Source organism: Serratia sp. 22264 (genome assembly GCF_052045345.1).
Classification (GTDB): Bacteria; Pseudomonadota; Gammaproteobacteria; order Enterobacterales; family Enterobacteriaceae; genus Serratia; species Serratia plymuthica.
This window is the reverse complement of sequence record NZ_JBQEOY010000002.1, coordinates 175,366-188,468: the sequence shown is the minus strand read 5'-3', so window position 1 is coordinate 188,468 and position 13,103 is coordinate 175,366. Positions and strand designations below refer to the sequence as shown.

Here is a 13,103-nt window from a genome sequence, read left to right as displayed (position 1 = left end):
TGGTGCGATTGCAAGCTCACCCGGTTTCGTTCCACGCACTTTTTGATATTTCCGGTTTTTCAACCATCAGCTGGTACTCTTCCGGCATCAGGTTATTCTGGGACTCATGAGGTCGCTCACTGTTGTATTCATTCAACCTGAGATCGACTATCTCCCGTGCTTCATTCAGCGTTCTGAACAGATAAAGAACATTATTAATTACATTCAACTAATTAGACCTATCCATAAAAAATCCACGCCGGAGCGTGGATTCAATTTCATAGCCAAGGCCAGGCATCACGTTATTCGAAGCAAACGTCGGGGTTATCCGCCAGCGAAACGAAATTCTTCGTATTTTTATCCAGCGTGCGGATCTCGCCGCTTTCGATATCGTACACCCAGCCGTGCAGACGCAGGCCGTTGTTGCGCAGACCAACGGCAACGGACGGGTGAGTTTTAATATTATTTAGCTGGGCTATTACGTTCTCTTCAACCATAGCGTTAACTTTGTCAGTTTCGCTATCCCACGTTTTCTTGTCTACCACCGCTTTTGCCGCGTCCGCATAGTGCAACCAGTGCGCTACAGCAGGCATCGGGTCGAGGCACTGGCAAGACGCTATAGCTTTCATGGCACCGCAGTTCGAGTGGCCGCAAATCACGATATCCGTGACGCCCAGTGCCACAACCGCGTATTCGATGGTCGCCGACACCCCGCCCGGTTCCGGACCAAAGGAAGGAACGATGTTGCCTGCGTTGCGGATAACGAAAAGCTGCCCCGGCTCTTGCTGGGTCACAAGCTCCGGCACCAGGCGGCTGTCAGAACACGAAATAAACAACGCTTTAGGGTTCTGGCTGGAGGCAAGGCTGCGGAAGAGCTCCTGACGCTGAGGGAAAATCTCTTTCTGGAAGCTGAGGAAACCTTCAATGATATGTTGCATAACACGCTCTCTGGATCTGTAGTCTCGATAACATGATAAACATCACTTCCCGTTAGTCCAGCATCTCACAGGCAAAAAGGCGCGTTTCAAGGGCCTGGAGGGCAAACCTACCAAGTTACGAGGTACTGCAATCCGTTGATGAAGATAAGTCCGGGTAAGATGAGGAAAACTCGCGGGGCAGAATCGCAGGCACAAAAAAACCACCTCTCGGTGGCTTCTTGTTCGCGCTGTACTAATGGTGCCGAAGGCCGGACTCGAACCGGCACGTATCTCTACGGTTGATTTTGAATCAACTGCGTCTACCGATTTCGCCACTTCGGCACTGCAAGTAGTATGCGGAAAACGGGTGCATTATACCTTTCAGCGATCCACGTGCAACACTTATCCGTTGTTCAATGAGTTAAGTGCTGAAAAAATCGTCATAGTCGCTGTTTTCCCCTTCCTACCATGCTTTTCTGCAAAGAATGCGAGAGCTTTATCGCCCGCACGTCCGCCGCTTCTGCATGTCAGATGGCCACGCCGCCCACCACAGGAGCGATAAAAACGGTTCATTCAGACCGCAATCATGCCGAAGCGGCATCAGCTCTGCGCAAAATGGATAAGCAACCAATCAATAGAAATTAATATGCACCCTTTTGAGGATGCCAGAAAGTGGTATCGGTACCGTACCACTACGGGAAGGCGGTAGCGGTGGGGGGCATTTTCACAGCAAGATGGCTGGTGTATGACCCACTATGCAATAGCGCGCTATAGCAATATCACCCATGCCAAAAACCAGCAGAGAACACTTGCCTCTGCTGAGTTGATAGCTCTAAGTAAAATTTCCCTGGTGTTAGTCTATTTAGCAACCTGATTCAACATAGGTCAGGTTTTTTTATTATTTTTTTATCAAAATTCAATGGGGAAATTATATGGTCTTATAGCGTCAGAGGCTAGTTAGACTAAGGTATAGTACGGCACTATACCTTTATTTGTTCATGTAGCTTATTATTTCACACCAAGACTATCGAGCAATAGAACCATTTTAAAAAACGCTAATGAAGATTGTCCAGCCGTCAACCAGCAAGCAGCACTCTGTAAAATAATAATTTCTCCCTATAGCGTTCCGGTTAGAAAATACTTTCCACGCTTCACCCGCCATTCTCTTTATTAATATTCATCTTCTCGACCGCCAACAGGATTATTCTCACTCTGCATCCCAGGCACAGTAAATATCTTCCCCCCTAACAACCGCTAAAGTCAGTGCCTACGACGCTGAACCCTCTGCTCCAGGGCCAGCGGACATGCTCACGCATGCTGAAACCCGGCAGTGGGAATAATAAGGTTAACCAAAACCCATTAAAAAGAATTATCATTATTGCGCCTGGCATGCGGTTAATGAAACTTCACTGATGTTACCGGATAACTCTATTTTAATACAAGGGTAACATTATGTTTAATATCTATAGCGTTAACTACTCCTCAATGAGTAACGAAAAATCAGAAGACCTTTATATGCTAAGAAAGAACACGTTTAAGGACCGGTTACAGTGGGCCGTAAACTGTTCAGACGGCAAGGAGCTGGATCAGTTTGATAATGAAAAGACCAATTACATTTTTGGCGTTAAGAATGGCGTAATCATTTGCGGCACGAGGATGATTGATATGAAACACGACAATATGTTGAACGGCGCATTCTCCTCATTTTTTAACAACGCCTACATTCCAGAAGGGAACTTCATCGAGTCCACGCGTTTTTTCGTGGATAAAGAAAGAACCCATTCGCTGTTGGGGCGTCGATTTCCCGTTACCCTGGCTTTGTTCCTCTCGCTGATTAACTATGCGCGGCAGCACCGCTATGACGGCATTCTTGCCGTCGCCAGCCATCCGATGCTGCATATCATCAAGAGTTCAGGCTGGAATGTCTCGCTGCTGGAGACAGGTATTTCTGAAAAGAACGAGCCTGTTCATCTGTTGCTGGGTCATGTGGACGACAACAGTCTGGAGGCGTTGAAAGCCAGAATATTCAGTAAGCTCAGCGTGCCGGACGAAAGCATTCTGAACGCCTGGCCGCTGACGTCAGAGCCGGCAATCTAATCAACAAACCGGTTTAATCAGTTGAAGTTCCATACCCAGACGTATTGCATGCCGGGCATTCGCCACCCCCAGCTTTTTGACAATGTTGGACATATGAAACTTGATGGTGCCGGTCTTTATCCCCAGGATCATTCCCGTTTCCTGGTAGGTTTTACCCACGCTGGCCCAATAGAGGATCTCGTTTTCTCTTTCGGTAAAGCGGGAGTTTTTTTCCGAGTCGGCGGCGTTTTTTTCTGACAGTGAAGCCAGCGCAAGATACGTCTCATGCACTGACGCCAGCAATACCGTAATGTCGCCTTTATTCTCGATAAGCGCCTGCATTATTTCCGCTTTGCGCTCGCAGTTGAGCGTAAAGGACAGGGTGACAAGATTATTATTAAAATCGTGCAACACGAAGGTATAGCCGTTAGCCACGCCAAACTCACGCGCCTTATCGAAAAGTTCAGGGAAGCGAAACCCTGCGCCGGCCATCAAATTTTCATCCCAGGCGAAAGGCGTCAGACGATTCAGCGCGGTAATCACCACCGGGTCGGTATACTGCAATCCTTTTTCTTTATATTGCTTTACCCATTCCCCCGGGTAGTTTGTTACGCCAAAGATGCACGACATATCTTTTTTGGATAAGACAACATATGCCCAGATAAGCTCGCCGAAATCAGCCAATACCGCTTCCAGACGTTTGCTGATAATGCTGCTGATATTGTCTTCATATTCCATTAACTGCCGGCTCCCGATAGCTAAAAAATACCGCTCAGCAGAATATACCAGAAAGAGGTACGCAGCCGGAACCTCCGACTCGGCTATCCGTTGACGAGTGGCCTATCGGGGCGCAGGCATTGTGCCCCAGAACGCGTCAGCAACGCGCAGAAACAAAAAAGGCGTAACCGCATGGCTACGCCTTTTTAAATCGTCTGTCGCGCCGCTACTTGCGTTTCAGCAGCATATACACGCTGATCAACAGGAACAGCATGCTCGGCAGCAACGCGCCCAACACCGGCGGCATGTTGTACACCAAGCTCAGCGGGCCGAAGATCTGGTCCAGCACGTAGAACAGGAACCCGAAGCTGATGCCGGTCACCACGCGCACGCCCATCGGCACACTACGCAGCGGCCCAAAGATGAACGACAGCGCCATCAGCATCATCACCGCCACAGAAAGCGGCGAGAACACCTTGCTCCACATGTTCAGCTGGTAGCGGTTGGCTTCCTGGCCGCTCTGTTTCAGGTACTTCACATAGTTGTGCAGGCCGCTGATGGAGAGTGAGGTTGGGTCCAGCGCCACCACGCCCAGTTTGTCCGGGGTGAGGTTGGTTTTCCATTCGCCTGTCAGCGTCTGGGTGCCGGTCACCTGTTTTTCGTTGGTCAGGTCGGAAGTATCCACCTGCGAAAGCTTCCACACGCCGTCTTCAAAGCTGGCGGTAGCGGCGTAGCGCACCGTCTCCAGCCTGCGTTGGTCGTTGAAATGGTAGATGTTTACGCCGGAAAGCTCTTTCTCGCCCGCCACGCGCTCGATGTAGATGAAGTCGTTGCCGTCCTTCGCCCACAGGCCGTTTTTGGTGGAAAGCAGCGAGCCGCCGTACATCTGCTGCGCACGGTAGTTGCGCGCCATCTGGTCGCCCTGCGGCGCCACCCACTCGCCAATCGCCATGGTCAACAGCACCAGCGGGATAGCGGTTTTCATCACCGAGCCGGCGATCTGCATGCGGGTAAAACCGGAAGCCTGCATCACCACCAGTTCACTGCGCGTCGCCAGTTGCCCCAGGCCGAGCAATGCGCCCAGCAGGGCCGCCATCGGGAAGAAAATCTCGATGTCCTTCGGCACGCTCAGCAGGGTAAACATCCCCGCGCTCAGCGCCGAGTAGTCGCCCTGTCCCACTTTGCGCAGCTGGTCGACGAACTTGATGATGCCGGAAAGCGACACCAGCATGAACAGCGTCATGATGATGGTGTTGAAAATCGTCTTACCGATATAACGGTCTAAAACGCCAAACATCAGGCCGCTCCTCTCAGGCGTGCACGCAGCTTGCGCATCGGCACGGTATCCCACAGGTTTAACGCCAGCGCGATCGCGAAGTACGCCGCGTTGACCACCCACAGCCAGATCATCGGGTCCAGCTTGCCTTTGCCGCCGTTAGAGCGCAGCGAGGTCTGCAGCAGGAAGAAAATCAAATACAGCAGGATGGCCGGCAGCATGCTCAGCACGCGGCCCTGGCGTGGGTTCACCACGCTGAGCGGCACCACCAGCAGCGCCATAATGGCCACGGAAAGCACCAGCGTCAGGCGCCAGTGGAACTCGGCGCGCGCGTCCGGATCGTCCGACTGCCACAGCGCCTGCATCGACATCTGTTCGGCCTGGTTGCCGTCAATAGCGACCGCACGGTGGCCCACCACGGCTTTATAGTCGTTGAAATCGGTAATGCGGAAGTCACGCAGCAACGCGGTGCCCTCAAAGCGGGTGCCCTTGTCGAGCGTCACCACCTGCGAGCCGTCTTTCAGTTGGTTGATCTTGCCGCGCTCGGCCACCACCACGGAAGGGCGCTGGTTGCCGTTCGGCCGCAGTTGCGCCAGGAACACGTCGTTGAAAGTGCTGCCCTTGACGTTGCCGATAAACAGCACGGCGTTGCCGTCTTGCGAGGGTTTGAACTGCCCTTCCGCCAGGCCGGCGATGCTCGGGTTGGCTTTCGCCTCGCTGATCACCACGTCCTGATAACGGGAGGCCACCGGGCCGGCCCAGAACACGTTCACCGCCGCCACGGCGGAGGTAATCAGCGCCAACACCATCGCGGCGATGATCAGGGTGCGTTTACCCAGCCCGCAGGCGTGCATAACGGTGATTTCGCTGTCGGTGTACAACCGCCCAAGCGTCATCAACAAGCCGAGAAACAGGCTTAATGGCAGGATTAGCTGCGCCATCTTCGGCACACCCAATGCAAGCAGTGAAAGGACTAAATTTGTCGGGACATTGCCGTCCACCGCATCGCCTAACACCTTGACCAGGTTCTGACAAAAGAAGATCAGAAGCAGGATGAAAAGGATCGCGATTTGGCTCTTTAGCGTTTCCCGTACCAGATATCTTATGATGATCACGCTTATTACGCCTGTGAAAACTTGTCTTTTTGCAGGAAAATCGATAGTTTCATCGCTAATCCGCCATTTATTCTCATCATATGGCAACCGTCATAGCTAAAATAGTATTACAACATCTAGCATTTGGGTGTCCTATAGGAACTTGCCTATAGTCGCCAAAACAGAGCAATTTACGCCGTTCAGGTTAACATAGTTAGTTAACTCAATGGCGGGAGTTCATTACGGAGTTGGGTCATTCTAGCCGTAGCTTCCGCCTTTGTCTTTAAGATTCAGGAGAGTGCATGGAGTTCAGTGTAAAGAGCGGTAGCCCGGAAAAACAGCGCAGTGCCTGTATTGTAGTCGGCGTTTTCGAGCCGCGCCGCCTGTCCCCTATCGCAGAACAACTCGACAAAATCAGTGATGGTTATATCAGCGCATTGCTGCGCCGTGGCGAACTGGAAGGTAAAGTCGGGCAGACATTACTGCTGCACCATGTACCTAACATTCTCTCCGAACGCATCCTGTTAATCGGCTGTGGCAAAGAGCGCGAGCTCGATGAACGCCAGTACAAACAGGTGATTCAGAAAACCATCAATACCCTTAACGATACCGGCTCCATGGAAGCGGTCTGTTTCCTGACCGAGCTGCACGTGAAAGGCCGCAACACTTACTGGAAGGTGCGTCAGGCGGTGGAAACCGCCAAAGAAACGCTCTACACCTTCGATCAGCTGAAAAGCAATAAAGTGGAGCCGCGCCGTCCGCTGCGCAAAATGGTGTTCAACGTGCCGACCCGTCGCGAGCTGACCAGCGGCGAACGCGCTATCCAGCACGGTCTGGCGGTGGCTTCCGGCATTAAAGCGGCGAAAGATCTCGGCAACATGCCGCCGAACATCTGTAACGCCGGTTACCTGGCCTCCCAGGCTCGCCAACTGGCGGACGCCTTCAGCACCAACATCGTTACCCGCGTCATCGGCGAGCAGCAGATGAAAGAGCTGGGGATGAATGCCTATCTGGCGGTCGGCCATGGTTCGCAGAACGAATCATTAATGTCGGTGATGGAATATAAGGGCAACCCGAACCCGGACGCTAAGCCGATCGTGCTGGTGGGCAAAGGGCTGACCTTCGATTCCGGCGGCATCTCGATCAAACCTGCCGAAGGCATGGACGAGATGAAGTACGACATGTGCGGCGCGGCCACCGTGTACGGCGTGATGCGCGTAGTGGCGGAGCTGAACCTGCCGCTGAACGTGATCGGCGTGCTGGCCGGCTGTGAAAACATGCCGGGCGGCAGCGCTTATCGTCCGGGCGACGTGCTGACCACCATGTCCGGCCAAACCGTCGAGGTGCTCAACACCGACGCAGAAGGCCGCCTGGTGCTGTGCGACACCCTGACCTACGTAGAGCGTTTCGATCCGGAGCTGGTGATTGACGTCGCCACCCTGACCGGCGCCTGCGTGATCGCGCTGGGCCACCACATCACCGGCCTGATGTCGAACCACAACCCGCTGGCGCACGAACTGATCGGCGCGTCCGAGCAGGCCGGCGACCGCGCGTGGCGTTTGCCGATGACCGACGAGTACTACGAGCAGCTGGACTCCAATTTTGCCGATATGGCGAACATTGGCGGCCGTCCGGGGGGTGCCATCACCGCCGCCTGCTTCCTGTCGCGCTTTACCCGCAAGTACAGCTGGGCGCACCTGGACATCGCCGGCACCGCCTGGCGTTCCGGCAAGGCCAAAGGCGCAACCGGTCGTCCGGTAGCCTTGCTGTCTCAGTTTTTACTGAACCGCGCTGGGTTAAACGGCGACGATTAAATCTGAGCGGTAATTCAGGTATAATCCCGAGGGGCACAGCATGCTGTGCCCCTACATTTTTTATAGGCAGCGGTGAATCAGATGATCAAGCAGGCAACGTTCTATCTTATTGAACACGCGGAACCGGCAGGCGCGCTCAGCGCGCATGAGGCCGTGGCCTGTGCCGTTGCCGCCGAACGTTGGCGTTCCGGCAAGCGGGTGTTGATCGCCTGCGAGAGCCAGGAACAGGCCCAGCGGCTGGACGAAGCACTGTGGCAGCGCGATCCGCACCAGTTCGTGCCGCACAACCTGGCCGGCGAAGGCCCGCACTACGGCGCGCCGGTAGAATTGTGCTGGCCCGGCAAACGCGGCAACTCCCCACGGGATCTGCTGATCGCCCTGCTGCCGCAGTTTGCAGATTTTGCTACTGCTTTCCATGAAGTGGTAGACTTCGTCCCTTACGAAGACACCCTGAAACAGTTGGCGCGCGACCGATATAAAGCCTATCGCAGCGTCGGCTTCCATTTGACCACGGCAACGCCGCCAACTCACTGAACAACGATATAAAATGGAAAAGACAAACAGTCATCTCGATACCGCATACGACCCGAAAGAGATCGAACAGAAGCTGTACGATCACTGGGAAAACCAGGGTTACTTCAAGCCAAACGGCGATACCAGCCAGGAAAGCTTCTGCATCATGATCCCGCCGCCGAACGTCACCGGCAGCCTGCACATGGGCCACGCCTTCCAGCAGACCATCATGGACACCATGATCCGCTACCAGCGCATGCAGGGGAAAAACACCCTGTGGCAGGCCGGTACCGACCATGCCGGTATCGCTACCCAGATGGTGGTTGAGCGCAAGATCGCCGCAGAAGAAAACAAAACCCGCCATGACTATGGCCGCGACGCGTTCATCGACAAAATCTGGCAGTGGAAAGCGGAATCCGGCGGCACCATCACCCGCCAGATGCGCCGTCTGGGCAACTCCGTCGACTGGGAGCGCGAGCGCTTCACCATGGACGAAGGCTTGTCCAATGCGGTACGCGAAGTGTTTGTCCGCCTGCACAAAGAAGATCTGATCTACCGCGGCAAGCGCCTGGTGAACTGGGATCCGAAACTGCGCACCGCCATCTCCGATCTGGAAGTGGAAAACCGCGAGTCCAAAGGCTCGATGTGGCACCTGCGCTACCCGCTGGCCGACGGCGCCAAAACCGCCGAAGGCAAAGACTATCTGGTGGTCGCCACCACCCGTCCGGAAACCGTGCTCGGTGATACCGGCGTGGCGGTGAACCCGGAAGATCCGCGCTACAAAGACCTTATCGGCAAAGAAATCATTCTGCCGCTGGTGGGCCGCCGCATCCGCATCGTCGGCGACGAACACGCCGATATGGAAAAAGGCACCGGCTGCGTGAAAATCACCCCGGCGCACGACTTTAACGACTACGAAGTCGGTAAACGTCACGGCCTGCCGATGATCAATATCCTGACTTTCGACGGCGATATCCGCCAGGAAGCGGAAGTGTTCAACACGCTCGGCGAAATCTGCACCGACTACTGCAACGAAATTCCGGCCCAGTTCCGTGGCCTGGAGCGTTTCGCGGCGCGTAAAGCGGTGGTTGCCGCCTTCGAAGAGCTCGGCCTGCTGGAAGAGATTAAACCGCACGACCTGACGGTGCCTTACGGCGACCGCGGCGGCGTGGTGATCGAGCCGATGCTGACCGACCAATGGTACGTGCGCACTGCGCCGCTGGCGAAAGTGGCGGTGGAAGCCGTTGAGCAAGGCGAAATTCAGTTCGTGCCGAAGCAGTACGAAAACATGTACTTCAGCTGGATGCGCGACATTCAGGACTGGTGTATCTCCCGTCAGCTGTGGTGGGGCCACCGCATTCCGGCCTGGTACGACGTGAACGGCAAAGTCTACGTTGGCCGCAGCGAAGAAGAAGTGCGCAGCGAAAACAACCTGGGCGCCGACGTGGTGCTGACGCAAGACGAAGACGTGCTGGACACCTGGTTCTCTTCCGGCCTGTGGACCTTCTCTACCCTGGGCTGGCCAGAGCAGACCGACGCGCTGAAAACCTTCCACCCGACCAGCGTGATGGTCAGCGGCTTCGACATCATCTTCTTCTGGATTGCGCGCATGATCATGCTGACCATGCACTTCATGAAGGACGAAAACGGCAAGCCGCAAGTTCCGTTCAAGACGGTCTACATGACCGGCCTGATCCGCGACGACGAAGGGCAGAAGATGTCCAAGTCGAAAGGCAACGTCATCGATCCGCTGGACATGGTCGACGGCATCTCGCTGGAAGATCTGCTGGAAAAACGCACCGGCAACATGATGCAGCCGCAGTTGGCGGAAAAAATCCGCAAGCGCACCGAGAAGCAGTTCCCGAACGGTATCGAACCGCACGGCACCGACGCCCTGCGCTTCACCCTGGCGGCGCTGGCCTCTACCGGCCGTGACATCAACTGGGACATGAAGCGCCTGGAAGGCTACCGCAACTTCTGTAACAAGCTGTGGAACGCCAGCCGCTTTGTGCTGATGAACGCGGAAGGTCAAGACTGCGGCTTCAACGGCGGCGAGAAAGTGCTGTCGCTGGCGGACCGCTGGATCCTGGCCGAATTCAACCGTACGGTGAAGGCTTACCGCGAAGCGCTGGACACCTATCGCTTCGATCTGGCCGCCAACATTCTGTATGAATTCACCTGGAACCAGTTCTGCGACTGGTATCTGGAGCTGACCAAGCCGGTGGTGAGCAACGGCAGCGAAGCGGAACAGCGCGGCACTCGCCACACACTGATCACCGTGCTGGAAGCCCTGCTGCGCCTGGCGCACCCGGTGATCCCATTCATTACCGAAACCATCTGGCAGCGCGTGAAAACCCTGACCGGCGAAACCGCAGACACCATCATGCTGCAGCCGTTCCCAGAGTACGACGCCGCGCTGGAAGACACGCAGGCGCTGAATGACCTGGAGTGGATCAAGCAGGCGATCACCGCGGTGCGCAACATCCGCGCCGAGATGAACATCGCCCCAAGCAAACAGCTGGACGTGCTGCTGCGCAACTGCAACGCCGACGCCCAGCGTCGCGTGCAGGAGAACCAGAGCTTTATCGAGCGTCTGGCGCGCCTGGAGTCTATCGCCCTGCTGCCAGCCGGTGACAAAGGCCCGTTGTCGGTCACCAAACTGGTGGACGGTGCCGAGCTGCTGATCCCTATGGCCGGCTTTATCGATAAAGACGCTGAAATCGCGCGTCTGTCGAAAGAGATGGGCAAGCTGGATGCGGAAATCGCCTCGATCGAAGGCAAGCTGTCGAACGAAGGCTTTGTGGCGCGCGCACCGGAAGCGGTGGTCGCCAAAGAGCGCGAGCGTCTGGCGGCCTGCAAAGAAGGCAAAGTGAAACTGCAAGAGCAGCAGGCGAGCATCGCCGCGCTGTAATCTGTCGGTTCGCTGCAACAGCTGAAAACAGCGGGGTTCTCCCCGCTGTTTTTTTATCGCCGTTGCATCCGGCCCGCTTTACCGTTGCATCCGGCCCGCTTTAAATGTTATTACAAGATATTAATGCCGCATGGACGCCGCCGAGATATAAACCCGGCGCCTTTTGTGCTGCGATAAAAAACGTGGTCCCAGTAATTTATGGCGAGTGTAAACATGACAACAGCAACCCCAGTGCGTCTTCTGGTGCGCCCAATAACGGCCGACGACAATGCCGCTATTGCTAACGTCATTCGCGAAGTCTCCGCCGAGCACGGTTTGACGGCGGATAAAGGCTATACCGTTTCCGACCCCAATCTGGACGTCTTGTATCAGCTCTACAGCCTGCCGCGCAGTGCTTATTGGGTGATAGAAGTCGACGGCCAGATTGCCGGCGGCGGCGGCGTTGCCCCGCTGCAAGGCGGTGATGACGATATTTGCGAATTACAGAAAATGTATTTTCTGCCGGTTTTGCGCGGCAAGGGCCTGGCGAAGCGCCTGGCGCTGCAGGCGCTGGAGTTTGCCCGTCAACAGGGCTTCCGCTGTTGTTATTTAGAAACCACCGCCAGCCTGACGCAGGCCATCGGGCTGTATGAGCATCTGGGCTTCGAACATATCGACTGCGCCATGGGCACCACCGGCCACGTCGACTGCGAAGTGACCATGCTGAAAACGCTTTAATCTGGCTTCCGGGCAGGGGGCGAAGATGTTCGTCCCCTGTCATGGCAAGCGCCGCATGCGGTGGCCCTACTCAGAGGCCCGCACTTTTCCCCCCATTCCCCCGCTTTTGATAGCTAACTCAATCCGGCTCAGTACCAGGCTGGTGAGGTACGACACCAGGATCAACAGCAGCAGCACCAGCGGCGTATAACGCGGCGCAAAAATCAGTTTCTGGGTGAAGTAATAGCAGTAGAAGCTGTGTGTCAGCCACATGTACATCGAATGTTTGCCCAGCTCAACCACCACCTTGTTCACCCTGCTACCCAGCCCGTCGGCGGTTTTCATCATCGCGATGATAAACAGCGGCGTCACTACCAACAGCCCCGGGTTATGGGCGACGATAAACACCGCCACAGTCACCACCAGCAAGATCAACGGATGGGTGCGGCCCAACGTATCAATCAGCTTCACCAACCACGAGTCCGCCGGGGCCCGCTGGGTACGGCCAAACACCATGCCAAAACCAAAAGGCAGCAGCCAGGTGCAATACTCGATAAGCATCTGCGGCGCCCAAGGGAAATACTGCAATCCCCTGCCGCACAGCGCCGCCGCAAACATCAGCCCCAGCAAGGTCGTCGTATTCAGTTTCGACAGCAGCGGCAGCGAGAGCACATACAGAACATAAAGTTTGAAGAACCACCACTCGCTGTTGTAGGTGGATTTGAGGCCAATCAGGTTTTCGATAAACAGCGACGGTGAAAGGGAATATCTTTCACCCGGAAAGAAAATAATGCCGATCGGCACAAAGATAAACAACACTATCCAGTAGCTGATATATAAATTCTTCAGCTTGCCCCAGATATATTTAAAAGAAATTTCTTTTTTAAGTGAAAAACCGTAACCGGACAAGAACAGGAACATCGACACGCAAATCTTGCCGAACAGGCCAAGATACATCTCAATATTTATCCCGCTAACGATATAATACACCGGAATATCAGGGCTAATTCGACTTGGATAGGCAAACAAGTGGTGGATCAACATCAGAATGATGGCAATCCCTTTTAAATAATTAGACTTATTAATTGAAATTTCCATATTTCTTAATAT

10 protein-coding genes, 1 tRNA gene and 1 pseudogene are annotated in these 13,103 nt (G+C 54.8%); 5 read left to right on the top strand and 7 right to left on the bottom strand.

The window, feature by feature from the left end:
* Positions 1-16: 16 nt before the first annotated feature.
* The 3 genes and pseudogenes from ACTJJ1_RS11845 to ACTJJ1_RS11835 form a co-directional block, all read right to left on the bottom strand.
* Positions 17-184, bottom strand: a pseudogene (locus ACTJJ1_RS11845) (integrase core domain-containing protein); the annotation flags it as partial.
* Positions 185-281: 97 nt separating this feature from the next.
* Positions 282-917 carry a carbonic anhydrase gene (locus tag ACTJJ1_RS11840; RefSeq protein ID WP_434462279.1) on the bottom strand — a complete coding sequence of 212 codons (636 nt, stop codon included), beginning with the start codon at positions 915-917 and terminating at the stop codon, positions 282-284.
* Positions 918-1,153: 236 nt separating this feature from the next.
* Positions 1,154-1,238 (bottom strand) — tRNA-Leu (locus ACTJJ1_RS11835).
* 1,110 nt (positions 1,239-2,348) lie between these two features.
* On the opposite strand from ACTJJ1_RS11835, the gene ACTJJ1_RS11830 reads away from it, so the two are divergent.
* Positions 2,349-2,993: an acyl-homoserine-lactone synthase gene (locus ACTJJ1_RS11830; RefSeq protein ID WP_440833775.1), complete on the top strand. Its 645-nt coding sequence runs from the start codon at positions 2,349-2,351 to the stop codon at positions 2,991-2,993.
* On the opposite strand, the gene ACTJJ1_RS11825 is transcribed toward ACTJJ1_RS11830, so the two are convergent.
* The 3 genes from ACTJJ1_RS11825 to lptF all read right to left on the bottom strand — a co-directional run bounded on the left by ACTJJ1_RS11825 (position 2,994) and on the right by lptF (position 6,080).
* A complete protein-coding gene (locus ACTJJ1_RS11825) occupies positions 2,994-3,710 on the bottom strand; it encodes a LuxR family transcriptional regulator (RefSeq protein ID WP_409443594.1) in 717 nt (238 codons plus the stop codon).
* 205 nt (positions 3,711-3,915) lie between these two features.
* The gene (gene lptG / locus ACTJJ1_RS11820; protein WP_004953051.1) at positions 3,916-4,986 is read right to left on the bottom strand and encodes an LPS export ABC transporter permease LptG; all 1,071 of its coding nucleotides are present in this window, start codon (positions 4,984-4,986) and stop codon (positions 3,916-3,918) included.
* Entirely contained in the window at positions 4,986-6,080 is a 1,095-nt protein-coding gene (lptF, locus tag ACTJJ1_RS11815) for an LPS export ABC transporter permease LptF (protein WP_004953048.1), read from the bottom strand. Before lptF ends, lptG begins: the two co-directional genes overlap by 1 nt.
* A 281-nt stretch (positions 6,081-6,361) precedes the next feature.
* Between lptF and pepA the strand changes: the two genes are divergently transcribed.
* From pepA to ACTJJ1_RS11795, 4 genes are all read left to right on the top strand, one after another.
* Entirely contained in the window at positions 6,362-7,873 is a 1,512-nt protein-coding gene (gene pepA, locus ACTJJ1_RS11810) for a leucyl aminopeptidase (RefSeq protein WP_004953046.1), read from the top strand.
* 84 nt (positions 7,874-7,957) lie between these two features.
* Complete coding sequence (locus ACTJJ1_RS11805) at positions 7,958-8,407, top strand: DNA polymerase III subunit chi (RefSeq protein WP_012005017.1); 450 nt, start codon at positions 7,958-7,960, stop codon at positions 8,405-8,407.
* A 13-nt stretch (positions 8,408-8,420) separates the two neighbouring features.
* The gene (locus ACTJJ1_RS11800) at positions 8,421-11,297 is read left to right on the top strand and encodes a valine--tRNA ligase (RefSeq protein ID WP_041416716.1); all 2,877 of its coding nucleotides are present in this window, start codon (positions 8,421-8,423) and stop codon (positions 11,295-11,297) included.
* A gap of 213 nt (positions 11,298-11,510) precedes the next feature.
* Complete coding sequence (locus tag ACTJJ1_RS11795) at positions 11,511-12,014, top strand: GNAT family N-acetyltransferase (RefSeq protein ID WP_006323361.1); 504 nt, start codon at positions 11,511-11,513, stop codon at positions 12,012-12,014.
* Between the two features lie 66 nt (positions 12,015-12,080).
* Here the strand turns inward: ACTJJ1_RS11795 and ACTJJ1_RS11790 are convergent, their stop codons facing one another.
* Positions 12,081-13,091 carry an acyltransferase family protein gene (locus ACTJJ1_RS11790; RefSeq protein ID WP_440833771.1) on the bottom strand — a complete coding sequence of 337 codons (1,011 nt, stop codon included), beginning with the start codon at positions 13,089-13,091 and terminating at the stop codon, positions 12,081-12,083.
* Positions 13,092-13,103 lie beyond the last annotated feature (12 nt).

Coding starts and splice junctions, on each gene's coding strand:
- ACTJJ1_RS11840 (WP_434462279.1), bottom strand. CDS start 917: ATGCAACATATCATTGAAGGTTTCCTCAGCTTCCAGAAAGAGATTTTC.
- ACTJJ1_RS11830 (WP_440833775.1), top strand. CDS start 2,349: ATGTTTAATATCTATAGCGTTAACTACTCCTCAATGAGTAACGAAAAA.
- ACTJJ1_RS11825 (WP_409443594.1), bottom strand. CDS start 3,710: ATGGAATATGAAGACAATATCAGCAGCATTATCAGCAAACGTCTGGAA.
- lptG (WP_004953051.1), bottom strand. CDS start 4,986: ATGTTTGGCGTTTTAGACCGTTATATCGGTAAGACGATTTTCAACACC.
- pepA (WP_004953046.1), top strand. CDS start 6,362: ATGGAGTTCAGTGTAAAGAGCGGTAGCCCGGAAAAACAGCGCAGTGCC.
- ACTJJ1_RS11800 (WP_041416716.1), top strand. CDS start 8,421: ATGGAAAAGACAAACAGTCATCTCGATACCGCATACGACCCGAAAGAG.
- ACTJJ1_RS11795 (WP_006323361.1), top strand. CDS start 11,511: ATGACAACAGCAACCCCAGTGCGTCTTCTGGTGCGCCCAATAACGGCC.
- ACTJJ1_RS11790 (WP_440833771.1), bottom strand. CDS start 13,091: ATGGAAATTTCAATTAATAAGTCTAATTATTTAAAAGGGATTGCCATC.